The following is a 23421-nucleotide window of genomic DNA, read 5'->3' as shown; positions in this document are numbered from 1 at the left end:
GCCGTCTAAGGCAAGCAAAAACTGAACTATGTACGCACCCTGCGGGCGAAGGCGAGGTTTAGCATGAAACAGGCCAGAGAGCAGAGGGCCAGGGCCAGGAGGACGGCAAGCACGATCCCGTAGCTGCCCCACCAGGCCCAGAGGGCGCCGAACGCAAAAGGCGTCGTCGCCATGGCGATCCGCACCGGCATGGCGATCATGCCCTGGATGGCCCCGTAATTCTCACGTCCGAACAGTTCGGGCGGCAGAAGGGCCCGGACGATGGTCACCATGCCGTTGGAGGCGCCGTAAAGGGCTGCAAAGACCGCAATCAGCCAGGATCCGGGCGGGATGAAGGGCAGGAGCGCGAAGGCCAGGACGCTGAACAGCATGGTGAGGATGCCGAGGGTCCAGATGCTGACTGACCGCTCGCCGACCGCCATGGCGAGCCGGGCGGCGACCTGGGCCGGCCCGATGACCGTGAAGGCCGCCACCGCGGCGTCCAGGGAAAAGCCCCGCTCGATGAGAAGGGGGATGAGGTGGAGCGGAATCCCTGTGGAAATCATGCCCTGGGCGATGGAGGTCGCCACGAAGCACCAGAACGAGGGGTTCCGCAGAAGATGGCGCGGGTTCCCGGCCGCTGACGGTGCGCCCGTGGGGGCGATGCCCGGCTTGGGACGAGCGAGCGGTGGGATGGCGATGGCGTGGAAAAGGGCGCAGATGCCGAGATTGAAGGCCGCGAGCCCCAGGAGAGCGCCGCGCCACCCGAAGGCATCGATCAGCAGATGCGTCAGGGGAATAAAGACTGTGCTGGCAAAGCCGCCAACCAGGGTCATGACCGTGATGCCGCGCCGGGCCAGGCGGGCGCCCAGCCTGCGGGCGAGCACCGCGAAGCCCGGCTCGTAGAACACCGCGCTCATGGAGATGCCCAGCCCGATCCAGATCAGGACGAAGACCGGATAGCTCTCGATCCGGGACCAGAAGGCCAAAAGCACGGCGGCCAGGACGGATCCGCCGGTCATTACGGCGCGGCCGTGCCCGCGATCGATCAGGCGGCCGACCGGAAATGCCGAGAGAGCCGAGGAGGCGAGGGCGAGGGAATAGGCGGCCGTCAGGGCGGATTTCGACCAGCCGAGCTCCTGGCCCATCGGCTCGATGAACAGCGCGAAGGCGTAGAAGATCGACCCGTAGGAGACGAGCTGGGTTAGGGACAGGGCCGAAACGAAGCCCCAGGGCATGCGGTCGGGGAAGGATGTGGGGAGGGACATAGGCTGCGAACCGTTCCGTCCCGCACCTTCGGCCTCCGGTGCGGCGGCCCGACGATTAGACGGCTATGGGCTTTATGTCAGCCCGGGCGGTTGACGAACAGGCCCGAAAGCCTCATATGCACAGGGACGGCGTCAGCGCTCTTCATGGAGCCGCTTGAGCGGGGCTGCGTGACGGATATCCACCGGAGGGTGGAGACCCCGGCCCCTTTCTTCAATCGCTTGATCATCCGACAGCCCCATCACGCGGGCGGTCGCCACGAGCCCGAGCAATCGCCCGAACATGTCGGCAGACCTTGCCCTGCGGCTCACCGCATCTGTTCGAAAGACACCATCCTTGACTCACTTCACCGATTTCGGATTGGCCCAGCCGATCCTGAAGGCCCTGGCTGCCGAGGGCTACGAGAAGCCGACGCCGATTCAGGCCCAGACCATTCCCTATGCCATGGAAGGCCGCGACGTGTGCGGCATCGCCCAGACGGGAACCGGCAAGACGGCTGCCTTCGCGCTGCCGATCCTCAACCGCCTCAACGAAAATCCCCGTGCCCGCATCCGCAAGAGCTGCCGGGTGCTGGTGCTCAGCCCGACACGCGAACTCGCCGGCCAGATCGCCGACAGCTTCCGCGTCTATGGGCGCAACCTGAAGCTCACCACCTCGGTGGTGTTCGGCGGTGTGACCATTGGCAAGCAGGAGCGTGAGCTCTCGCCGGGCGTCGATATCCTCGTTGCCACGCCGGGCCGCCTGCTCGACCTGGTGGACCGCAAGTCCTTAAGCCTGCGCGATGTCGAAATCCTCGTCCTCGACGAGGCCGACCAGATGCTCGATCTCGGCTTCATCCATGCCTTGAAGCGCATCGTCACCCTGCTTCCGAAGGACCGTCAGAGCCTGTTCTTCTCGGCCACCATGCCGAAGACCATCTCGACGCTCGCCGATGCCTTCCTGCGCGATCCCGCCAAGGTGGCCGTGACCCCCGTCGCGACCACGGCCGAGCGCGTGGAGCAGAAGGTCATGTTCGTGTCGACCGGCCGCAAGCAGGCGCTGCTCGAGATCGTGCTGCAGGACAAATCCATCGACCGCGTCCTGGTCTTCACCCGCACCAAGCATGGTGCCGACAAGGTTGTCCGGTCCCTGGACAAGGCCGGCATTGCGGCTGCGGCCATCCACGGCAACAAGTCCCAGCCGCAGCGCGAACGGGCTCTTTCGGCATTCCGTAACGGTACATGCCGGGTGCTCGTGGCGACCGACATCGCGGCCCGCGGCATCGACGTGGAAGGCGTGAGCCACGTGATCAATTACGACCTGCCGAACGTGCCGGAATCCTATGTCCACCGCATCGGCCGCACGGCCCGGGCGGGGGCGGACGGGCTGGCGATCTCGTTCTGCAACGACGAAGAGCGCGCCTATCTCAAGGACATCGAGAAGCTCACGCGCATGCAGGTGCCGGTTGCGGCGCTGCCCGAAGGCTTCTCGGCCGGTCCCATCGGCCAGGAGCCCCAGGAGCCAGCGCGCAAGCCCCAGCAGCAGCGCGGCCGTCCGGCTCCCCATGCCCGCGGCCATCAGGGCCACGGTCAGTCGCGGGACGCGGATCCGAACGCGGAACGCGGTCCCCGGCGTCGTCGTGGTCGCAGCGGGCAGAAGCCTGCCGGAAATGGCGCCCAGCCGAACGGCAGCCAGCAGCGCCCGGCCCAGAACGCTCAGGGCCAGCGCCAGCCGCAGCGGCCGTCCCAGGGCCAGCCGAACCGCGCCCGCAACGACGGGCGCCGGGACGGTGCCCAGGTGGCGTGGCTCGAAAAGGCTCCGCGCCGCTGATCCCCGCCCATAACGCATGAGAAAAGGCGCCCTTCGGGGCGCCTTTTTGTTTGGCCGCAGAAGGGTTTCCCGTTTCACCAGGCCGAAAAGAACGCAAAGTCGGAACGCATGGGCTGCCAGGTTCCGATCCGTCGCGGCTCCGCCAGCAGGTCGGGGAGGCGGTCCCAGAAGGCCTGCCGGTAGGGCCGGCCGATCTGCACCTCGATGACGTCCTGGAGATCTGCCCAGGTTTCGTAGAGCATGAACCGGTTCGCATCCTCCGGATCGCGATGCAGGACGGCGTTGATGAATGTCGGCTCGTGCCGCATGGCGTCGAGAACCGGGGTCAGGAGATCCATGAACGCCTCCGCGCAGCCGGGCTTCAGGCGGAACTCGACCGTGAAGGCATGCGGGCCGCCCGGAGCGGGGCGCGCCGTATCTTCACGTTCGGTCAGGGGAGCATCGTGCCGCATGGTCATCATCCTTTTCGTTCCGAGACGGACGAAGATTGCCGTGGGAACGACCTGGAAGCGATGACCTGAGAGGTAAAGGAGGGCGCGAAAAGGCGTCAGCTCGCGCCGCGGGACGCCATGAGCGAGGTGCCGGCGCCCAGAACCGCGCCTTCCCGGATGACGGTTTCGGAGGTCACCACCACCCATCCGGCCTGGGACCTGATGATGGAGACGACGCGCCCGGCACCCGGCAGGTCGCTGCCTGGCGCGACCTCGTGCAGCCCGTCCGGACCCTCCACGAGGGCGCCCCTGCGCAGCACCTTTCTGAGGACGTAGCCGCGTCCGGAATCGGCCTCGTCCGGGCCCGCGGTGTCACGTTGGGTCATCACCGTCCGGCTGGCGGTGGACCCTGTCACGGCTGGTTCCCGGATCCGGGTGCGATAGGCGACGCGGCTCTCCCCTTGCGAGGCACTCGCCAGGGAAGGCACGGTCATGGGAAAGTCCGAGCGTTCCACGCCGCCTTGGATCGCATAGCCCGCAAATGCAATGGACGAGACCGCGAGGGCGCAGCCGAAACCGAGGACGACACGCCCCGCAACGGCATCGCGCTTGCGGATGATGTCCTCCATGCGGCTCCCGGGACGGCCGGCTTTTCGAGACCGGGCCGCGGCCTGCGCGTCGGCATGCGCCACCTGCCAGAGCACCTTCTCGAAGATGACACGCATGGCCCAGACCCTGTTGAGGACGAATGGCCGGGAGTTTGGTCACGTTATCCTTAACAATCCGTCAATAAACTACCGTAGCGTCAAGTTCGGCCTCGGTTCTAGACCTGCTGGTCACGGTCTGCCAGAGCGCCCGAATATCGCCGGGGTCTCCAGGCTAGTGATAGGGGTCCGCTGCGTCGCGCAGGCCGTCGCCCATGAAGTTGAACGCCAGGACGACGATCACCACCGGCACGATGGGGAAGAGAAGCCAGGGATGAAGCTGGACGGCCGCGAGATTCTGGGCCTCGTTGAGCAGCACGCCCCAACTCGTCACCGGCGGCCGCAGGCCGAGCCCCAGGAACGACAGGGCAGTCTCGCCGAGGATCATGGACGGGATCGCAAGGGTTGCGGACGCGATGAGGTGGCTCATGAAGTTGGGGATGAGGTGGCGCGCGATGATGCGCCCCTTCGAGGCGCCCATCAGCTCCGCGGCGCGCACGAAATCCTCCTCACGCAGGGAGAGCAGCTTCGAGCGCACGGCCCGGGCAAGACCCGGCCAGTCGAGCAGGCCGAGGATGATGGTGATGCCGAAGAAGACCAGGATGGGGCTCCAGTTGGCCGGTAGTGCGGCCGACAGGGCAAGCCACAGGGGAAGCTCCGGGAGCGAGCGCAGGATCTCGATCAGACGCTGGATCACATGGTCCACCCAGCCTCCGAGATAGCCCGCGAGCCCGCCGAACAGGAGGCCGAGCGTGAACGACACGGCGATGCCCACGATACCGATGGTGAGCGAGATCCGCGCCCCATAGATGATGCGTGAGAACATGTCGCGACCGAGCCTGTCGGTGCCGAAGAGGAAGAGGGTCCCGTTCTCGGGCGGGCAGAACAGATGGACGTTCCAGGTCACGAGCCCCCAGAACTCGTAATAGTCGCCCCGGCAGAAGAAGCGGATGGGTTCGGGCTTCGACGTATCGGTCGTATAGACCCGGCGGAAGCTCTCCAGGTCGAAGGAGAACTTGTAAGGGTACACGAAGGGGCCCACGAACCGGCCCTCATGCATCAGATGCACGGACTGGGGCGGCGCGTAGATGAAGTCCCCGTTGCGCTTGGTCTGGTTGTAGGGGGCGATCACCTCGACGAAGGGGATCAGCAGGTAGAAGGCCAGCAGGATGGCGGCGGCCGCCACGGCCACCTTGTGGCGGCGAAACTTCCACCACATCAGGCGCCAGGAGGAGGCGCGGTAGAAGCTCTCGCTCTCGGTCCCGGTTGGCTCGGTGGCGCCGGGGTCGAACGGCTCCTTGTTGACGTAGTGACCCTTGAGCGGAACGACCTCGGTCATCGGCCGCCTCCCACCCGGATGCGCGGGTCAAGCCAGGCCAGGAGGAGGTCGGAGACCAGCATGCCGAGCACCGTGAGCACCGCCACGAACATCAGGATGAAGCCGGCGAGGAACTGGTCCTGGCTTTTCAGGGCGCTGAGCAGGATCGGCCCGACGGTCGGGAGGCTGAGCACGAGAGAAACCAGCACCGAGCCGGACACCAGATGCGGCAGCAGGTTGCCGATATCGGCGATGAAGGGGTTCAGCGACATGCGGAACGGATATTTCAGCAGGGCGCGGCTGGGCGCGAGCCCCTTCGCCTTCGCGGTCACGTAATATTGCTTTCCAAGTTCGTCGAGCAGGTTGGCGCGCATACGCCGGATCATCGCGGCTGTGCCCGCGAGACCGATCACCAGGGTGGGCACGACCAGGTGGGCGAGGAGCGACTGGATCTTGGCCCAGGTCCAGGGCTGGCCCGCAAAGCGCGCGTCGTAGAGACCGCCGATCGAGACCCCGAACCATCGGTTGAAGTAGTAGAGCAGGATGAGCGCCAGGAGAAAGCTGGGCGTGGCCAAGCCGATATAGCCGATGAAGGTGGCGATATAGTCCCCGACCGAGTACTGGCGCGTCGCCGAATAGATGGCGATCGGGATCGAGATCAGGTGGATGAAGATCACCACCGCGATGTTGACGACGAGGGTCAGCCAGAGCGCGTCGCCCACCACCTCTGTGACCGGGCGGTCATATTCGAAGGACCAGCCCCAGTCGCCCTGCAGCAGGCCCGAGAATCCGTTCTGCCCGGGCATGGCGCCGAGCCAGACGAGGTATTGCTGCCAAACAGGCTTGTCGAGCCCGTATTGCTTGATGAGGAACTCCGCCTTCGCGGCGGCGTCCGCCTCGCCCTGCGCACGCAGCTCGGCGATCTGGTTGGTCAGGAAGTCTCCCGGCGGGAGCTTGATGATGAGAAAGACGAGAGCCGAAATGATCAGGAGCGTCACGATCATCGTGACGCAACGACGCAACAGGAAAAGGATCATCTGCGGGCCTCTTTCAGGGCGGCCTTGGACCAATACATCTCGTCGATCCGGTAAATGCCGATCAGCGCCGTCGGCTCCCAGCTATAGAGGGCCTTCGCGGGCAGGCCCTTGAGGCCGTTGCGCACCACGATGGGCTGCAGGGCGCCCGCCACCGTGCCGATGGACCACTGGTTCTCGGCGTGGTTGCGCAGCATCTCGGTCCAGACGTCCCGCTGAACGTTGTGGTTCGCGGTGTTCATCCAGACCGAATAGAGATCGAGAAGGCGCTGCGCCTCGGGAATGTCCACGGGCTCGCCGTTCTTACCCTTGGTTTCCACATACTGGCCCCATTGCGGCCAGGCGTAATTGTCCTGGCGCATGGGGGCGTACTCGCTGGGCGGCATGATGGCCGTCGGGACGGCGTTGTCGAAACCCTGGCCTGCCACCATGTTGGTCAGCCCCGCGAAGGCCCGGTTGCGCAGCACCGTCCGGTCCTGGGGCTTCACGAAGAGCCTGACGCCGATCTCGCGCCAGAACTCGCCGATGAGGGTCAGAGCATCGACGATGTGGCTGGCTTCTCCATCCGTCTCGACGATGATTTCCAACTCGCGCCCGTCCGGCAGCAGCCGGGTGCCGGCGGCATTGCGCTTGGAGAGGCCGATCTCGTCGAGGAGCCGCGAGGCCTCGGCCGGGTCGTAGGTGGCGTTGAGGGTGCGCAGGCCCGGGGACGAAAGGGGACTCTGTTCCATGACCGTGTTGTTGCCCTCGATCCCGAGGCCGAAGAGGAACACGTTGTTCAGGGTCTTGCGGTCGATGGCGAGCGACAGGGCCCGGCGGTAGCGCACATCCCGGTTGAGCGCGCGCCAGACCGGATCCTTCGCATTGAGATCGGGATAGAGCGCAAGCTCGGAGCCGCGGGCATAGGGCCACAGGAGCGTGGTGTAGTCATGGGCCTTTTCGCCCTGCTTCAGGATCGGAATGTCGCTCATGGAAATGCCGCGGAAGAGGAGGTCCACCTCTCCCGCATTGGCCTTGGCGGCGAACAGCCCGCCCGAGGACACGTCCATGATGATCCGGTCGATATAGGGCAGCTGATGCCCATGGGCGTCGACCCGGTGGTAGAAGGGATTGCGCTCGAAGACGAAGCGGTTGGCGGGCGCCCGGTTGGTGACGCGCCAGGCCTGGAGCACAGGCTCGTCCGGGTTGGTGTGCTCCTTCAGGTCGTCGAGGCGGTTGTGCAGGGCCGCCCAGGATTTCAGCTTCTGGGCCTTGGCGGCCTCGTCGAGCTTCGCCTTGTCGGCATATTTCGCGTGGTACTGCTTCAGGTAATGGGCCGGGCGATAGATGGCCGCATCGACCGGGCCGGCGAGGTGGGGCAGGAAGCGCGGATTGGGCTTGTCGAAGGTGTAGCGCACCGTGCGCTCGTCGAGCACCTCGAACTTGGCCGGCTTGCCTCCCACCATCATGAATTCGGGCACTCCGGCGGGCGACAGGTCCTTGTTCAGGGCAACGTCTTCCCAATAGTACCGGAAATCCTCTGCCGTGAACGGATGCCCGTCGGACCAGCGGTGGCCCTCCCGGATCGTGAAGGTGAAGACCCGGTCGTCCTCATCCTCGTACTTCTCGAGGATGTCGGGCCGCAGCTCCAGGTTCCGGTCGTAGCCGACCAGACGGGAATAGGCGTAGGTGCTGATGTAGCGGATGTCGCGGGCGCGGGCCACCAGCGTGACGATGTCGCCGCCGTACTGGCCGCTAGCCTCTTCGGAGACGTAAGGCGTCTGGGGCACCCGCTCCGAGACCGGCGGCAGCTCCTTCCGGGCGACCTTCTCGGCGAAATAGGGCTGCTCGGCATAATCGGCCGCGAGGGCGGGCAGGGCCGGGCAGGCGAGCAGAAGGGCCAGCAGGCCGGCCTTCAGGCGCGGAAGCATCGACATCATGCGGCCTCCTCCAAGGGGAGCCGACCCAGCCGCACAAGGTGGCCCGGCTCGATTTCCTTCATGATTCCGGTCTCGCCGTCCTTGAGCCGGAAAGGCTCCGGCCATTCGCCCGGATGAGAGAAGCGGCCTGCGCGCAGCTTCGCGAAGTCGAGCGGCCGGTCGATATCGGGATCCGGCACGGCGGCGAGAAGCGCCTGAGTGTAGGGATGCACCGGATTGCGGAACAGGGACGTCTTGGGTGCCTGCTCGACGATATAGCCCCGGCACATCACCGCGATGGTGTCCGCGATGTAATCCACCACCGCGAGATTGTGCGACACGAACAGGTAGGAGAGGCCGAGGGCCGATTGCAGGTCCTTGAGAAGGTTGAGCACCTGCGCCTGCACCGAGACGTCGAGGGCCGAGACCGGCTCGTCGCAGATCAGTACCCGCGGCTCCAGCGCGAGCGCCCGCGCGATGCCAAGCCTCTGGCGCTGACCGCCCGAGAAGGAATGCGGGTAACGCCGCAGGGCGCGACGGTCCAGGCCCACCATGTCGAGGAGCTGCTTGGCGCGCTGGTAGCGCATGTCCTCGTCGCCGATGCCGTGGATGATCAGCGGTTCGGTCAGGATCTCGTAGACGGTCATCCGCGGGTTGAGGGATGAGAACGGGTCCTGGAAGATGAACTGGACGCTGCGCCGGTAATCCTTCAGGGCTTCGCCGTCGAGCTCGTGCACATTGCGCGGCCCGGTGCCGTCGTCGAAGAGCACCGTGCCGGAATTCGGCTCCATCGCCCGCATGATGATCTTGGAGACCGTGGTCTTGCCGCAGCCGGATTCGCCCACGAGCCCCAGGGTCTCGCCGGCCGGCAGCGCAAGGGACACTCCGTTGACCGCGTGGATCGTGCGGAGCTTGCCCGAGAACCAGCCGGACCGCAGGGTGAAGGTCTTCGTGAGGTCCACGGCCTTGAGGATGGGGCCCTTCGGCTCCACGCGCTCGGGCTTATGGGCCTCGGCGAGCGTGGCGCTCTTCACTTCACGGATCGGCGTCAGCCGCTCGTCCTCGCCCATGGCGAAGCGTGGGACCGCGCGCATGAGCGCCTGGAGATAGGGATGCTCCGGCTGGCGGAAGATCGCCTCCCGCGAACCGGCTTCCATGACCTTGCCGCGATACATCACGACCACTTCGTCAGCCACGTTGGCGACGACCCCGAGGTCGTGCGTGATGAGCAGGACCGACATGCCGGTCTCGACCTGCAGCTCCTTGATGAGGTCGAGAATCTGCGCCTGGGTCGTCACGTCAAGCGCGGTCGTGGGCTCGTCGGCGATCAGAAGGGCCGGATGGGTGATGAGCGCCATGGCGATCATCGCGCGCTGCCGCAGGCCGCCGGACAATTCGAACGGATAGGTCCGCAGGGCCCGTCGCGGATCGGGAAAGCCGACGCGGGCCAACACGTCCTTGGTGCGCTCCAGGGCTTCCGCCTGGGAGACCTTCGCGTGGATGACGAGCGCTTCCGAAATCTGGTCGCCGATGGTGTGGAGCGGCGACAGGGACGTCATGGGCTCCTGGAAGATCATGGAAATGCGGCCGCCGCGCAATTCGCGCATCCCTGAGCCCGCCGGATCTAGGCCTGCGATGTCGAGCGGCAGATCCCGGGCCGGATCGTCGAACAGGATCGAGCCTGCGCTGATGCGGGCCTTCTTCGGAAGGATCTGGAGGATTGCCTGGGCCGTCACCGACTTGCCGGAGCCGGATTCCCCGACAAGGGCCACGGTCTTCCCTTTGGGAATGTCGAAGGACAAGCCATCGACGGCCCGAAACCGTCCGGTTTCGGTCTCGAAGTCGACCGCAAGGTCGCGGATCGACAGGAGCGGCTTGTCCATGAACTCCTCCGGCTACGCAGCACGTCACAATAACGCATTACGGGTCGGCAGTGATCCCGATTTTGTCATATGGTAACCCGCCGATGGATGCGAAAATTGCATTGTTTCGTGACAGATAAACCAACAGGTTCTCGCAAAATGTCCAGAGCTTCTCGTCGTGGATGAGGTGATGGGTGAGAAACCCGACCGGCTCCAGGGCATCGGCGTCCCCGGAAAGCCGCCGCTCCACTGCATCCGCGAGATTGCGGACCAGCCCGTCGGGATCCAAAAGGCTGCGGGTGCCGTGCCAGTCGATAGGGTCCACGTGGGTGTTGACGATCACCAGGCCCTCGGCTGTCCGGGCTGCTCTCCGGTCCCGGAAGGTCGAGAGAGCGCGGTAGCCCAGGCGGGGCAGGGCGGGGACCAGCGCGGGCGCGATCCGGTTCCAGGGCGGCACGAAGACCGGCAAAAGCCGCTCTCCGAGCTGGGGGCGCGCCCGCGCCAGAGCGTCCGCGGCTTCCTGTGCCATGGTCTGGACGGGCCGATGCGGCCCGAACTCGGCTTTCTTGTCGCCCGGGGGCGCATGATTGGTATGGCTGAAGCCGTGCACCAGGGCGAAGGCTCGGTCCTCGCCGCGGAGGCGTTCGGTAAGCGACGGCTCGAGATGGGCCGGAATGCACGCAAGGGCGATTCCGGCCTCGTAGCGGTTCGCCAGCTCCAGCAGCCTGTCGAGCTGGGGTGTCGCCGCTACAGCGTCATCGTCCCGCCACCAAAAGCGGATGGGCAGGCCCTGGTCCCTTGAGCGTGCCAGGGCCTTGTCGAGGGGTGACCAGTCGAGCTTTCCGTGCAGGGCGGGCGCGGACGGGACGAGGCCCTCCACGATGGCGACGCTGCGCCGTGCCCCGTCGAGGGAAACGGGAAGTGGCCCCGACGGGGGCGCCGCGAGGCGGCGGCGGATGGCTTCGGCCAGAGTCTCGCCTGAAAGGTCCGCCTCGGGCACGATTTCGGCAATGCCGAGGCTCCGGAGGCGTTCGGCCCGAAGGCGCTGTTCGGTCTCCCGGCCGGCCTCGAAGGGCACCAGGACCGCCCGTACCCCGGCGCGCAGGAGATCGACGCAGGTATTGTAGCCGGCCTGGCTCACCGACAATTCGGCCGTGCCGAGCAGGGCACGGAAATCGGGCCGCGTCCGCTCCACCTTCACGTGGGGCGGCGCTTCCCGCGCCAGCGACTCGATATCGGCCTCCGCGACGCCGCGGCCGACCAGGATGTGCCAGGGACGGTCGGTGATGAGCCGCGCCGCCTCCAGGGCTGCGCGGTAGACGGGCAGGCTCGTGGCGCTCGACCCACCGGATACGACGATGCCGCTCCGGCTGCCGGAGGCGACGGTCTCGGGGCTTTCGTCCACGTAGCCGGTGACGTGCAGCATGTCCCGAAGCGCATCGTCCACGGGCCAGGATGCTTCCAGGGGAACGAGGGCCGGGTCTCCGTGCATGAGGACGGTGTCGTAGAAGCGCGCCAGACGTCGACGGGTCTCGTCGAGCCGCTCCGGTTTCGATGGGGCCACGAGGATGTCGCGGATCGACGCCACGATGAGAGGGCGCGGCGCGAGGTCCTGTGCGGCCTCCAGCAGAGCTTCGAATTCCGCCGCCAACACCCTGCGGCCGAAGGGGAAAAGCTCTGTGATCACGACCTGCGGGCGTACCGCATCGAGGGTCCGCAGGAGGAGGTCGCGTCGGTCCGCCAGCCTTTCGGCAGAGGCGGGCGCTCCGGCCTCGTCGAGAAGGGTCCTGAAATCGGTCCCAACGGTTCGGACCGGAGGCAGCTGAATGAGGCGGACCTGTCCGAGGGACGGCAGGGGGATAGGGCTTCCGCCCGACACGAGGGTGGTGTCGTGGCCGGCCTCCGCGAAGGCCCGGGCCAGAGCTGCGGCGCGGGTGAGATGTCCTCCCCCGAGGAGATGGGTTACGGCGATCAGGACCCGCATGACGACGGGCTCCCGGTCTCGACCAGCGGCATCAGGGTGTCGCGCAGGCGGGTGGCAGCATGTGCGAGGCTGCGCTCCGTCGTCACGAACAGGCGGGCCGCCTCTCCCATGCGACTGCGCTCATCCGGGTCGTCGAGGAGGGTTGCGATCCCTCGCGCAAAGGCGTCCGGGTCGCCGGGCGACACGAGAAGACCACTCGTCCCGTCCCGGACGACGCCTGCGACGCCCCCATAGGCACCCGCGACGACCGGGCATCCGAAAAGCTGCGCTTCCAGGAAGACCATCCCGTAAGCCTCGTTCACGGCCGGCCACACGAACAGACCGGCCTCTTCGTAGAGAGCGCGCAGCTGTTCCCTGTCCTCGACCTGACCGTGGAACCGGACCCGTCCGCCGGAGGGGGCAAACAGCGCCTCGATCTCCTCCCGTGCCTCGCCGTCGCCCACGATATCGAGACTCCAGAGTCTGTCCCCGAGGCGGCTCAGGGCCTCGGCCAGGATCCGGTAGGACGCGAGCTTGTCGCCTGGGCGCATCATCGCGACCGCGAGGAGCCGCGGGTCCTGTCGGGCGGGGCGAGACGAAAGCGGGCCCCATTCGGCGATGTCCAGGAACGGAGGCAGGTCGACGATGGCCTGATGGGCGGGCCGGGCAGCCTCGAGCGCTTTCCTGTCGTGGTCCGTCATGGCGAACACGATCCCGGCGTGGTCGAGCGCCTCCTCGGCGCCGCGATGGCCGATGGCCCATGGGCCGTCCGCGCGTTTCTGCGCCCGCGAGCCCTCGGCGACCACATAGGGAATGCCCAGGGCCTCGGCCACCCGGGGGCCGATCCAGTCCGGCGCCTTGTAATAGACGTGATAGGTGAACCACAGGCGCGGCCGTTCGGACGGGGGCAGGCGCTCATAGGCGGCGATCAGGGCGATCGCCTCCTCGTCGGAGCGGGTCCTGATCTCTTCTTGAGGCCCGGCATTCCCGTCCCGGTCGAGGGTCCGCAGCTCGCTGGCGAGGTCCGGCCGGAATCCGGCTTCCTCCAGGGCTTTCAGGAGAAGCCGGGCCATGGCCCGGTCGCCCGACGGGGAAGGGTGGTTCGGGCTTTTCAGGGGGGCGTAGAAGGCGACGGGAAGCCGGGTCACGCAGCCGCGCTCTCGGGCGCACGCTCGTTAAGGGCGCGGAAGCGCTCCTCCAGCACGTCGATGCCGCCTTCCATGGAGAACTCTCGCCGCAGGCGCTCATAGGCCGCTGCCCCATAGGCGCGCCGCCGTTCCGGCTCCCGGGCCAGCAGGTTCAGGGCATTGGAGAGCGCTTCCCACTCGCCCGGCGGGACAAGCTCACCCTCCTGGCCACTGCGGATGAATTCGGGAATGCCGGCGAAATCGCTCGCCACGATGGCGAGGCTCTGCGCGGCCGCCTCCATGAGGACGTTCGGCAGGCCGTCCTGGTCACCGGACCGCGCCTTCTTGGATGGGAGGACGAAGAGGTCCGCCTCCCGCAGGAGAGCGACCACGTCCGGCTGCGCCTTCGGACCCAGAAACGCGACCTTGTCGGCGATTCCGTTCTGCTTCGCCTGGGTCTTCAGGCTCTCCAGAAGCTCGCCGCCGCCCACATGGGCGAAGCGCCAGTGCAGATCCGGCGGCAAGGCCGCCAGGGCCTTCAGGAGGTCGCCGAAGCCCTTCTTGGCCACGGCCCGGCCCACCGAGACGATGCGGACCGGATCGGCCGGATCCGTCCCATCCCGGGCAGGGCGCGCCTCCGGAGGCGGAGGGAAGCGGGACAGGTCGAGCCCGTGATAGACGAGGGACACCCGATCCGGACGCGGCGCGAGGGCCTGGAGGTGCCGGGCGCCTTCGGCCGTGCAGGTCACGCCCCAGAGGGCCTCGGCCAGTTTCTCGCTCTTCTCCCAGTCGGGCGTGGTCCAGATATCCTTGGCATGGGCCGAGAAGGTCCAGGTGCGGCCGGTCAGGAGGGCCGCGTAGCGCACCACGGAGGCGGGAGTGTGCAGGTAGTGGACGTGCAGGTGCCTCACGTCCGGCGATAGTTCGCGCCCCATGACGAAGGCCTGGCCCAGGCGGCGCACCCGATTGGCCGTGAAGTCCCGCTTCAGGTCGGCGAAGAAGGCGCGCATCAAGGCCCTGAAGCCGGGCTGCCGGATGCTCCAGGCCGCCCCCTTCAGCACGCGCAGGGGCTCCTCGTAGAGATATTCCGGCAGATAGGAGACCCGCGCCCTGATCTGGCGGTTCATTGGGTGAACGGCCTTCTCGGTCGGGTGCCGGAGGGACCAGATCTCCAGGGAGAGACCCCGGTTCTCGAGGGCGAGGATCTCCTGGGCGATAAAGGTTTCGGACAGGCGCGGATAGCCTTTGACGGCAATCGCGATGCGCTGCGGGGAAGAAGCGGATGGCATCCTTGTCGATATTATTCTGCGGCGTGCCGGGCGGGGAGGAAGGGAGCCTTGGACCCGATGAGAGCCTTAAGCCGCTCCTGGACCCGGTCAAGCCCTTCGAGAAGACCCGGGATCACCACCTCAGAGGGTCGCGGCTGGTCTGCGAGGCCTTTCAGGGCCTCGGCCATCCGGTCAGGGGTGCGCGGCGCTCCGTAATCGCTCAGCATCCGAACCAGCCCCAGGCGCTCCGCCGCCACGGCCCGGATGTGCTGCTCCAGCCGCGGCCGGGTGCGCGGCACGATCAGGGCCCGCTTGTCGAAGGACAGGATCTCGCAGAACGTGTTGTAGCCGCCCATCGCGACGATGGCGGCTGCCTTCTGCATCAGGTGCTCAATCTTGGTGTCGAACGAGATGGCGTCGAGCTTCGGATGCCGGGCGATCCGCTCCATGAAGGAGCGGCGCATGTCCCGGTTCACGAAGGGGCCGAACACGATGAGGGCCGGCATGGCGATGTCTTCGTCATGCTCGTAGGCCGAGATCACCCAGTCGATCAGGTCGTCCCCGTCGCCGCCCCCGCCGGTGGTCACCAGAATGAAGGGCTGCTTGGTGAGCTTGGGGTAGCGGGTGAGGGAAGGGGTCGGCGGCACTTCCCGGCGCAGGTAGCCCGTATAGGTAATGCGCTTCTCTACCTCGGCCGGAAGGTCGAGGGCCGCGAGCGGGCGGTAGACGTCCTCGAGCCCGTAGACCCAGATCTCGTCATAGGCGCGGATCAGGATGTCCTTCGCGCCCTTTCGCTCCCATTCGGGCACCAGCAGTGCCGGCTCGTCCATGACGTCGCGAATGCCGAGCACCCGTCGGCAGCCCTGGCTTTCCAAATAATCGAGCGCGGGAACCACCTCGCCCCGGAAGCCTGCGGGCTCCTTGTCGACGATGAACACGTCGGGCCTGAACGACTGGGCAGCCTGGAGAATGAGGGCCTGGCGCAGGCCGACCGCCTCGTCGAGGTCCAGATTGAGGTTGAGGCTACGGTAATCCCCGTCCGGAAGCTTGGTCACGCCCGGAATGCGGATGTAGTCCACCCCGCTGCCGAACTCGAAATTGCCGATCACGGGCGAACCCGAGATGATCACGATGGAGCAATCGGCCTGCTCCTGCGAGATGGCGTTGGCGATGGCCCGGGAGCGGCGCAGGTGCCCCAGGCCGAACGTGTCATGGCTGTAGATCAGGACCCGGGCGCCGTCGGAGCGCCCCGACGGAAGCTGCGTTAGGTGATCCATCCTCAAGTCCTGACAAGGTTTTTACACAGAGGCATTCTTTGCCGGCGCCCACCGAACGTTAGGGCAGCTGCCCATTCCGTTGCAAGAGCACACAACACACCCATGAAGGAAGTTATGGCAGAACGTCCAGAGGGAAAGAGGCGAAGAGGGATGGTTTGACGAACCGAAGATGGTATCGTCGCGCCGATGGAAAAGAGCCTGTTTCGATATATCTGGACGCACTCGAAGCGCGATCAGCTGATCGTGTGCGCCGTCGTGCTCGCTTCCCAGCCCTTTTACTTCGCCTCTCTGGACCTGCCCCGCCAGATCGTGAATCAGGCCATCCAGGGCGAAGCCTTCCGGGAGGGACAGGCGACCGCGCCCTTTCTCAAGCTCGACCTGCACCTGCCCAACTGGCTCGGGGGCCAGTCCTTCCACATCTTCGACGGATTCGAAGTCGGCCGCATAGGGCTCCTGCTCGGGCTCTCCTGCCTGTTCCTGTTCTTCGTCATCATCAACGGCGCGTTCAAATACTGGATCAACGTCGCCAAGGGGGTGCTGGGCGAGCGCATGCTCCGGCGGATGCGCTTCGACCTGTTCACCATGGTGCTGCGCTTCACGCCCGAGGCCTTACGTACGGTTAAGTCGTCCGAGACCGCGACCATCATCAAGGACGAGGTGGAGCCGGTCGGCGGCTTCATCGGGGATGCGTTCATCACGCCGATCTTCCTCGGCACGCAGGCCCTCACAGCCCTGTTCTTCATCATCGTGCAGAACCTTTGGCTCGGCCTCATGGCGATTGCGGTGGTGGGGATCCAGTTCACGGTCATCCCCTATCTGCGCCGGGAATTGCTGCGGCTGGGCAAACAGCGCCAGCTCGCCTCGCGGGAGCTCGCCGGGCGCATCGGCGAGGTGCTCGACGGCATCGAGGCCGTGCATGTGCACAATGCCTATGGCTGGGAGAAGGCCGAGATCGGCCATCGGCTCTTCCGTCTCTTCGACCTGCGCGTGCAGATCTACAATCGCAAATTCGTCGTCAAATTCCTCAACAATTTCCTGTCCCAGCTGACGCCGTTCTTCTTCTATGCGGTGGGCGGCTATTTCGCGATCCGCGGCACCCTGGACATCGGCCAGCTCGTCGCCGTCATCGGGGCCTACCGGGAGCTGCCGCCGCCCCTCAAGGAGCTGATCGACTGGGACCAGCAGCGCCTCGACGTTCAGGTCAAATACGACCAGGTTACCGAGCATTTTGCCGAGGAGCGGCTTCTCCCGCTTCTGACGGCGCGGGACGGAAAGGAGCGGGACGAGGCTCTCACGGGGCTTCTCCAGGCCGAAGAGCTGCGCGTCAGCGATGCCCATGGGGGCATGGTCCTCGATGGCGCATCCTTCGAGATCATGCTGCCCGCAAAGGTCGCCATCGTGTCGAACGGTGGAGGCGCCGCCAGCATCCTGGCGCGTATCCTGGCGCGGCGGACCAACGGTTTCAGCGGGCAGATCCGCATCGGCGAGCGCGAGCTTCATCAGATTCCCCTCACGGTGAGCGGCCGGCGACTGGCCTATGCGGGCATCGATCCGATCCTGTTTCCCGGCACGATCCGCGAGAACCTGATCTACGGCCTGCGCCATCGCCCGCTCGGGCAGGACGGGACATCGACGCGCGAGGAAAACCGCCGGATCCTGGAGGCTCAGCGGACCGGGAACCCTGTTGAGAGCATCGGGGACCAGTGGATCGACTACGCGCAGGTCGGTGCCGAGGACGAGGAGGATCTCGACCGGATCCTCGTGAAGATTCTCAACAAGCTCGGGATGGGCGGGGAGATCTATCTCTTCGGTCTTGCCGGATGGATCGTCCCCGATCAGGAGCCCGAGCTGGCGGAGCGAATCGTCGAGGCACGCCACCGCCTGCGCGAGACCTTCCAGGCCGAGGGGATGGCCGGGCTCGTGGATCCGTTCGATCCCGAGAGCTACAACGACCAGACCACCATCGCCGAGAACCTCCTGTTCGGTGTTCCGAAGACGGACGAATTCCGGGGGCGCAACCTGGCCTACAATCCCGATTTCCGGGACGCCATCGAGCGCGCTGGACTCAGCGACGATCTCGTCCATATGGGCCTGCAGATCGCCGAGACCATGACGGAGATTTTCGAAGGGCTGCCGCCGGGCCATTCCCTGTTCGAGCAGTTTTCATTCATCGGCGCCGAGGAGCTGACGGAGTTCGAGGCGATCCTGCGCAGGCATTCCCGTTCCAACGCGGCCCTTTCCAAGGAGGAGCGGGCCAAGCTCCTGTCCCTGCCCCTGGCCTATATCGAGCCCCGTCACCGTTTGGGGCTCCTCGACGATCATCTGAAGCTTCTGCTCGTCCATGCGCGCCGGCTCGTGCGCGAGATGCTTCAGACGGCCGATGCGGACGGTGTCGAGTTCTATGATCCGGAAAAGATCTGTGCGGCTGCCCCATTGAGGGATAACCTTCTTTTCGGCCGCATCAGCTACCGGGTCGCCAATGCGCAGGCGCGGGTGGCCGAGGCGGTATCCACCGTCGTACGGGACATGGACCTGCTTGAAGACATCGAGCGGATCGGGCTCGACCATCAGGTCGGCACCGCGGGCCGCCTTCTCTCGCCGCAGGAGCGGGCCTGCATCAACCTTGCCCGCTGCCTGGTGAAGCGCCCGGACATCCTGGTGCTCGACGGTGCGCTCTCGGCCTTCGACGAGGCGCGCAGCCAAAAGATGATCGAGGTCCTTTTCGAACTGACGGAAGGGCGGAGCCTGTTCATGGTGCTCCCCAACGACCGGCAGGCGAACGGTTTCGACGTGCTCGTGCGCTTCCGCGACGGGCAGATCCTCACAGATACCCGGAATGCTCCGGCAAGGCGGGCCGAGACGCCCGCGCCGGACTCCCAACCCATAGCAGGAGAGGTTGCATGACCCTTGAGGCCGAGGTTCAATCACTGCGCCAGGTGCCGATGTTCCGCGACATCGATCCGGCCCGATTGAAGCTTCTCGCCTTCACCAGCGAGCGGGTCCAGTTCGCCGGCGGGCAACGGTTCTTTTCCCAGGGAGACGCGGCGGACGCCGCCTTCGTGATCCTCGACGGGAGAGCCCAGGTACTCCTCGATACGCCCCATGGGGAGATCAAGGTGGCCGAGCTGGGCGAAAACGCGCTCGTGGGCGAGATGGGCATTCTCTCCGACACGCCGCGCTCCGCCTCCATCATGGCGGCGGAGCCCACCACGGCCCTGAGGATCGACAAGAGGGTCTTCCTGGAGCTTCTGGCCCAGTTCCCGCAGATGTCCCTGGCGGTCATGCGGGAGCTGGCAAAGCGCCTCGAACAGACGAATGCCCAGCTCGTGGCGCAATCGGGTTCCTGATATTTAGGATGAAAACCCTTCGTTAACTGGAAATTTCCCAGGAAAAACACATTCTTACGGTCAAGCTGACCGATTATCGACACAACTTGCGGCCAACCCTTGTCCCAGAATGACACAAAGGGGGGCCCAGCCATCCGGCGGGGCCCAGCGGGAAAAGTAGATGTCGACCGATGTGAGGACGCCGCAAGGCGCTGCTCCGCATCCTTCGCAAGATGCGTCCAAGACCAAGGGGCGATGGGGTCGTCGCCCTGTTCATGCTCTCCTGGCGCTGGGCCTCTGCGCCGGCCTTCAGGTCCCGACCGCCGGCCCGGCCGCCGTCGCGACTTTGCCGAGCGCCGTGATGGCGCGGCCCTCTGTCCCTTCCGAAGCGATCCTGCCCGAAACGGTCACCTTCTCGCCTCAATTGGCGAGCGCACCGGGCCTCTTCCGCTCGATTGTCGAGGAGGCCTTCCCGAGCGCCACGGTCTCGGAGCCGCCCCTGCGGATCGAGACGATGGCGGAGCCTCCGGGCAATCCGGACGAGATGATCCCGTTCAGCGGCCGCAACGTGCCGCGCTGGCTCGTCCATTCCATCCTGAAGGCCGCCCATGTGACGGGCGTCGACCCGGTCTACATGATGACCCTGGCGGATGTGGAATCGAGCCTCTCGCCGGACGCCAAGGCGCCGACCTCCTCGGCCCAGGGCCTCTTCCAGTTCATCGACCGGACCTGGCTCGAAACCGTCTATTCCCATGCGGCCGATTACGGCTTCGCGGCCGCCGCCAAGGCGATCCGGATGGTCGATGGGGAGCCGGTCGTCGATGACAAGGACAAGGCCTGGATCCTGAGCCTGCGCTGCGATCCTTACTTTTCGGCCCTCATGGCCGGGGAGCTGATCAAGGACGTGGAATATGCCCTGCGCCAGCAGGGAGAGCGCGAGCTGGCGGAGGCCGAGCTCTATCTCGCCCACTTCCTGGGCGCAGGCAGCGCCGTGCGCTTCCTGGAGATGCTCGACAAGGACCCGAATACCAGGGCCGCGAAGCTCTTCCCCCGGGCCGCCAAGGCCAATGCCGGTCTGTTTATGGACGGGAAGGGGCGCAAGCGCCGCGCCGTGAGCGTCGCCGAGCTCTACAACCGGATCGATTCCAAGATCGTCCGGCGCATGGACCGCTACGAGGATCTGCGCCCGTACATCGCCGAGTTCACGCGCCCGCAGCCGCATATCGTGGAGCGGACCATCGAGGCGAACGCGCTGGTTCCTTGAGCCGGAGAGCCCGGATCAGAACGCCTTGAACGTGATGATCGTATGGGTGTCGGCGATGCCCTCGACGGATTGCACGTTCTTGGCGATGAAGTGGCCGATATCCACGTCGTCGTCCACGTGGAACTTGGCAAGAATGTCGTAATTGCCGGCCGTGGAGTAGATCTCCGACGCGATCTCCCGGTCGGCGAGCTGGCTCGCGACCTCGTAGGTCTTCCCGAGTTTGCATTTGATCTCGACGAAGAAGGTCTGCATCGGGTGCTCCGGATGGGTGAGGGGTCTTGAACCTGATCGTTCTATGGCACGGGACGGCGCCCGCGTGAACCTGCGGCGTCGGCCGGTTTAGGATGGCCGCCCGACGGAGGTATACTGGAAGCCGTTTTTGAGCATGTCCTCGGGGCGGTAAATGTTACGCAGGTCCACCACCACGGGCTTGGCCAGCGCCGCCTTCAGCCGCGGCAGGTCCAAAGCCCGGAACATGTCCCACTCGGTCACGATCACCAAAGCGGCCGCGCCCCGGGCGCAGTCATAGGGATCGCGCGCATATTCGACGTCCGAGAGCACGGCCTGGGCCGCAATCATCCCCTCCGGGTCGTAGGCCCGCACCCGCGCGCCCGCATCCTGCAACGTGCGGATCACGTCGATCGAGGGCGCCTCGCGCATGTCGTCGGTGTTCGGCTTGAAGGTCAGCCCCAGCACCGCCACCGTCTCGCCCCGCACGGAGCCGCCGCAGGCCGCAATGACTTTCCGCCCCATCGCGCGCTTGCGCTGATCGTTGACCGCCGCCACCGTCTCGACGATGCGCACCGGCGCGTCGTAATCCTGCGCCGTCTTGATCAGCGCCAACGTATCCTTGGGGAAGCACGAGCCGCCATAGCCCGGGCCGGCATGCAGGAACTTGGTGCCGATGCGGTTGTCGAGCCCGATCCCGCGGGCCACGTCCTGCACATTGGCGCCGACCTGCTCGCACAGGTTGGCGATTTCGTTGATGAAGGTGATCTTGGTCGCCAGGAACGCATTGGCCGCGTACTTGGTCAGCTCGGCCGTGCGGCGCGAGGTGACGATCAGCGGTGCCTGGTTGAGGTAGAGCGGCCGGTAGACATCGGTCATGACCTGAGCGGCGCGGGCATCCTCGGTGCCGATGACGATCCGGTCCGGGCGCTTGAAGTCCGCGATGGCCGCGCCTTCGCGCAGGAATTCCGGATTGGAGACGACGGCGAAATCGGCCTCGGACCGTGTCTCACGGATGATGCGCTCGACCTCGTCGCCGGTGCCGACCGGGACGGTGGACTTGGTCACCACCACCGTATAGCCGGAGATCGCGGCGGCAATCTCGCGGGCAGCCTGGTGGACATACGAGAGGTCGGCATGGCCGTCCCCGCGGCGGGAAGGGGTGCCGACTGCGATGAACACGGCCTCGGCGGAGGCCACGGCCTCGGGCAGGGCGGTCGTGAAGGTCAGGCGCCCGGCGCGGACATTGGTAGCCACGAGGTCGGCGAGGCCGGGCTCGAAGATCGGGATGTCGCCGCGGTTCAGAGCCTCGATCTTGGCCGGGTCCTTGTCGACGCAGCACACATCATGGCCGAAATCGGCAAAGCACGCCCCCGATACCAGCCCGACATACCCTGACCCTATCATCGCAATGCGCATCGGGAGATCCCATTTTGTTCAGCGGCCCGGTTTAAGGGCGCGGAGGCTTGGCCGCAAGCGCCCCGAAAAGGCTTCGGCCGAACCCTCCGACCCCCGGTTTGGGCGCCATGAAGGCGTTTTGAAACAAGGATCCCTTTGACATCCGGACAGGTCACGGACAAAACACCGCGGTTCAAATCGGGGCCATTCATGGACAATCCTATTCTCGTCGAGGTTACGCGGGGGCAGTTGGTCGAATCATGGCATCGGGGCAGCGTGGCTGTCGTCGATGCGGAGGGCAGCACCGTCCTGACGCTCGGCGATGTGGAGCGGCCCGTCTTCCCGCGCTCAGCCGTGAAGGCCCTCCAGGCCCTGCCGCTCGTGGAAAGCGGGATTGCCGACAAATACGGCCTGACCGACGAGGAAATCGCGCTCGCCTGCGCGTCCCATTCGGGCGAGCCCGCGCATGTGGCGGCGGCCGCCTCCATGCTGGCCAAGGCCGGACAGGGCGAGCCGTGCCTGGAATGCGGGGTGCACTGGCCCCTGGGCGAGGCTGCGGCAAGGGCGCTCGCCGCCCAGGGCGGACAGCCGACGCAACTGCACAACAACTGCTCGGGCAAGCATGCCGGGTTCATCTGCCTGGCCTGCGGGATGGGGGACGATCCGAAGGGCTACGTAAAGGCGCAGCACCCGGTCCAGCAGGCCGTGCGCAGCGCCCTCGAAGACCTGACCGGCGCCTCCCATACGGAGGACGTGAGCGGCATCGACGGCTGCTCCATCCCGACCTACGCGATTCCCTTGCCGGCCCTCGCGTTCGGCTTCGCCAAATTCGGAGCGGGCGTCGGCATCGCGCCGGGCTGCAAGTCGGCCGCCGAGCGGATCCGCAAGGCCGTCGCGCGGCACCCCTTCATGGTCGCCGGCACGGGGCGGTTCGACACCCGGCTCATGGAGGTCATGGGCGAGCGCGCCTTCGTCAAAGCCGGCGCAGAGGGCGTCTATTGCGCGGCCTTCCCGGAACTCGGCTACGGCATCTCCCTCAAGGTGGATGACGGGGCCGGCCGTGCCGCCGAAGCCATGATGGCGTCGCTCGTCCTTCGCTTCCTGAAGCTCGACGACACCGAGCGCGCCACGGTCGAGGCCCTGGCCCAGCCGGTTCTGAAGAACTGGAACGGCATCGAGGTCGGCCGCATCCGTGTGACGCGGGACCTCATAGCCTGAAGGTAGCGGGAAAGCGCCGATCTGCTCTCCTCCCCCTTGTGGGGAGGAGGT

At 66.2% G+C, this 23421-nt stretch carries 18 protein-coding genes; 5 read left to right on the top strand and 13 right to left on the bottom strand.

The window, feature by feature from the left end:
• Window positions 1-26: 26 nt before the first annotated feature.
• Complete coding sequence (locus tag C4E04_RS13595) at window positions 27-1247, bottom strand: MFS transporter (RefSeq protein WP_109598060.1); 1221 nt, start codon at window positions 1245-1247, stop codon at window positions 27-29.
• Between the two features lie 334 nt (window positions 1248-1581).
• On the opposite strand from C4E04_RS13595, the gene C4E04_RS13590 reads away from it, so the two are divergent.
• Complete coding sequence (locus C4E04_RS13590; RefSeq protein WP_109598058.1) at window positions 1582-3054, top strand: DEAD/DEAH box helicase; 1473 nt, start codon at window positions 1582-1584, stop codon at window positions 3052-3054.
• 74 nt (window positions 3055-3128) lie between these two features.
• On the opposite strand, the gene C4E04_RS13585 is transcribed toward C4E04_RS13590, so the two are convergent.
• From C4E04_RS13585 to C4E04_RS13540, 10 genes are all read right to left on the bottom strand, one after another.
• Complete coding sequence (locus C4E04_RS13585; protein WP_109601119.1) at window positions 3129-3506, bottom strand: putative quinol monooxygenase; 378 nt, start codon at window positions 3504-3506, stop codon at window positions 3129-3131.
• Between the two features lie 95 nt (window positions 3507-3601).
• Window positions 3602-4210 carry a hypothetical protein gene (locus C4E04_RS13580; protein ID WP_109598056.1) on the bottom strand — a complete coding sequence of 203 codons (609 nt, stop codon included), beginning with the start codon at window positions 4208-4210 and terminating at the stop codon, window positions 3602-3604.
• A 154-nt stretch (window positions 4211-4364) separates the two neighbouring features.
• On the bottom strand, window positions 4365-5528 hold the full coding sequence (locus C4E04_RS13575) for an ABC transporter permease (protein ID WP_109598054.1): 1164 nt from the start codon (window positions 5526-5528) through the stop codon (window positions 4365-4367).
• Window positions 5525-6544 carry an ABC transporter permease gene (locus tag C4E04_RS13570; RefSeq protein ID WP_109598052.1) on the bottom strand — a complete coding sequence of 340 codons (1020 nt, stop codon included), beginning with the start codon at window positions 6542-6544 and terminating at the stop codon, window positions 5525-5527. Before C4E04_RS13570 ends, C4E04_RS13575 begins: the two co-directional genes overlap by 4 nt.
• Complete coding sequence (locus C4E04_RS13565; protein WP_109598050.1) at window positions 6541-8460, bottom strand: ABC transporter substrate-binding protein; 1920 nt, start codon at window positions 8458-8460, stop codon at window positions 6541-6543. The genes C4E04_RS13570 and C4E04_RS13565 overlap by 4 nt, the downstream gene beginning before the upstream one ends.
• Complete coding sequence (locus tag C4E04_RS13560; protein ID WP_109598048.1) at window positions 8457-10322, bottom strand: ABC transporter ATP-binding protein; 1866 nt, start codon at window positions 10320-10322, stop codon at window positions 8457-8459. Before C4E04_RS13560 ends, C4E04_RS13565 begins: the two co-directional genes overlap by 4 nt.
• A gap of 37 nt (window positions 10323-10359) precedes the next feature.
• Complete coding sequence (locus C4E04_RS13555) at window positions 10360-12285, bottom strand: glycosyltransferase (protein ID WP_109598046.1); 1926 nt, start codon at window positions 12283-12285, stop codon at window positions 10360-10362.
• Window positions 12273-13412, bottom strand: coding sequence for a glycosyltransferase family 4 protein (locus C4E04_RS13550; RefSeq protein WP_245416103.1), 1140 nt, complete (start codon window positions 13410-13412; stop codon window positions 12273-12275). The genes C4E04_RS13555 and C4E04_RS13550 overlap by 13 nt, the downstream gene beginning before the upstream one ends.
• Window positions 13409-14680, bottom strand: a complete 1272-nt coding sequence (locus C4E04_RS13545) for a glycosyltransferase family 4 protein (protein WP_109598044.1) — start codon at window positions 14678-14680, stop codon at window positions 13409-13411. Before C4E04_RS13545 ends, C4E04_RS13550 begins: the two co-directional genes overlap by 4 nt.
• A gap of 11 nt (window positions 14681-14691) precedes the next feature.
• Window positions 14692-15936: a glycosyltransferase family protein gene (locus C4E04_RS13540; protein ID WP_109598042.1), complete on the bottom strand. Its 1245-nt coding sequence runs from the start codon at window positions 15934-15936 to the stop codon at window positions 14692-14694.
• Between the two features lie 186 nt (window positions 15937-16122).
• Here C4E04_RS13540 and C4E04_RS13535 point away from each other — a divergent pair, with 186 nt between their 5' ends.
• The 3 genes from C4E04_RS13535 to C4E04_RS13525 all read left to right on the top strand — a co-directional run bounded on the left by C4E04_RS13535 (window position 16123) and on the right by C4E04_RS13525 (window position 20526).
• The gene (locus C4E04_RS13535) at window positions 16123-18840 is read left to right on the top strand and encodes an ABC transporter ATP-binding protein (protein ID WP_109598040.1); all 2718 of its coding nucleotides are present in this window, start codon (window positions 16123-16125) and stop codon (window positions 18838-18840) included.
• Window positions 18837-19283, top strand: coding sequence for a Crp/Fnr family transcriptional regulator (locus C4E04_RS13530; protein WP_109598039.1), 447 nt, complete (start codon window positions 18837-18839; stop codon window positions 19281-19283). The genes C4E04_RS13535 and C4E04_RS13530 overlap by 4 nt, the downstream gene beginning before the upstream one ends.
• Before the next feature lie 160 nt (window positions 19284-19443).
• Window positions 19444-20526, top strand: coding sequence for a transglycosylase SLT domain-containing protein (locus tag C4E04_RS13525; RefSeq protein ID WP_109598038.1), 1083 nt, complete (start codon window positions 19444-19446; stop codon window positions 20524-20526).
• A gap of 15 nt (window positions 20527-20541) precedes the next feature.
• On the opposite strand, the gene C4E04_RS13520 is transcribed toward C4E04_RS13525, so the two are convergent.
• Both C4E04_RS13520 and C4E04_RS13515 read right to left on the bottom strand, forming a co-directional pair.
• Window positions 20542-20778, bottom strand: coding sequence for an Lrp/AsnC ligand binding domain-containing protein (locus tag C4E04_RS13520; protein ID WP_109598037.1), 237 nt, complete (start codon window positions 20776-20778; stop codon window positions 20542-20544).
• Between the two features lie 87 nt (window positions 20779-20865).
• Window positions 20866-22173, bottom strand: coding sequence for a UDP-glucose/GDP-mannose dehydrogenase family protein (locus C4E04_RS13515; protein WP_109598036.1), 1308 nt, complete (start codon window positions 22171-22173; stop codon window positions 20866-20868).
• Window positions 22174-22362: 189 nt separating this feature from the next.
• Between C4E04_RS13515 and C4E04_RS13510 the strand changes: the two genes are divergently transcribed.
• Window positions 22363-23370 carry an asparaginase gene (locus C4E04_RS13510; protein ID WP_109598035.1) on the top strand — a complete coding sequence of 336 codons (1008 nt, stop codon included), beginning with the start codon at window positions 22363-22365 and terminating at the stop codon, window positions 23368-23370.
• Window positions 23371-23421: the final 51 nt, after the last annotated feature.

This window comes from Microvirga sp. 17 mud 1-3 (assembly GCF_003151255.1).
Lineage (GTDB): Bacteria > Pseudomonadota > Alphaproteobacteria > Rhizobiales > Beijerinckiaceae > Microvirga.
Note: the sequence above shows the minus strand (reverse complement) of the source record. Positions and strands in the feature narration are given on the sequence as shown.